Annotated in this window: 1 protein-coding gene and 1 pseudogene; both read right to left on the bottom strand. The window is 37.2% G+C overall.

The features are described from left to right. Window positions 1-259 precede the first annotated feature (259 nt). A complete protein-coding gene (locus STRDD10_RS10035) occupies window positions 260-544 on the bottom strand; it encodes a hypothetical protein (RefSeq protein WP_067194736.1) in 285 nt (94 codons plus the stop codon). After that, window positions 541-750 (bottom strand): annotated as a pseudogene (locus STRDD10_RS10030) (DUF1642 domain-containing protein); the annotation flags it as partial. The pseudogene STRDD10_RS10030 and the gene STRDD10_RS10035, both read right to left, overlap by 4 nt.

The raw sequence follows: 750 nt of genomic DNA, 5'->3' as shown, positions 1-750 counted from the left end.
TCCTTTCTGTTGGATTTGTTAGATTTCTCAACCTTACATAGACTATTATACCATTTGTAACGCATTAAGTCAATACTTTTTGCGTTACTTTTTTATTTTCAACAAAAAGTTCTCGCCCCCATTCATTATTCAGTTTTCAAAGAACATTTTTACATCTTACAAACCAAAAATTTCTTTAAACTCAACTAGTTTTTCATCACTAGCTTTCAGCTCCTTATGAGCCCATACATCAAGTGTTGTCATGCGGCTACCTCCTTTTCTATCCTCCGACTTTATTTTTTTCGGCTGTTTCTTTCAAGATTTCAGCACGCTTGTGTTCGTCTTGCTGATATTGCATATTCAGCTTATTCAAGATAACCTCCTGCCGCTGGTCAACCTCTGCATTGTTTAACAAACTCTTGCGATTCTCTCGCACTTGTTCTTGCAGATAGCGAATTTCTTCAGATTGATTATTCAAACGAGTAAGAATCACCAACAAACCAACACTCAAAAGACAAGCAAAACTAAAAACAGCAAGTTGTAAATGTCTTATTTTATCAATCAAAAATTCACCTCCTCAACCTCGATTCCTTCGCAATCAAACACCCAGCCGAAGTTGGCTTCTTCTAGCTCTTTGCGGGTGTGGCGTGCACGATAGGGTTTAGACTCGCTAGCTATTCCAAAGAACCATTTATCAAGATTTTTATTGTAACTAAGATATCCGTTGATACGATTCATACCTTTCATCTTCACCAAATACCGCTTCTCTAC

This window comes from Streptococcus sp. DD10, from assembly GCF_001578805.1.
GTDB lineage: Bacteria > Bacillota > Bacilli > Lactobacillales > Streptococcaceae > Streptococcus.
This window is presented reverse-complemented; position numbering and strand designations above follow the sequence as displayed.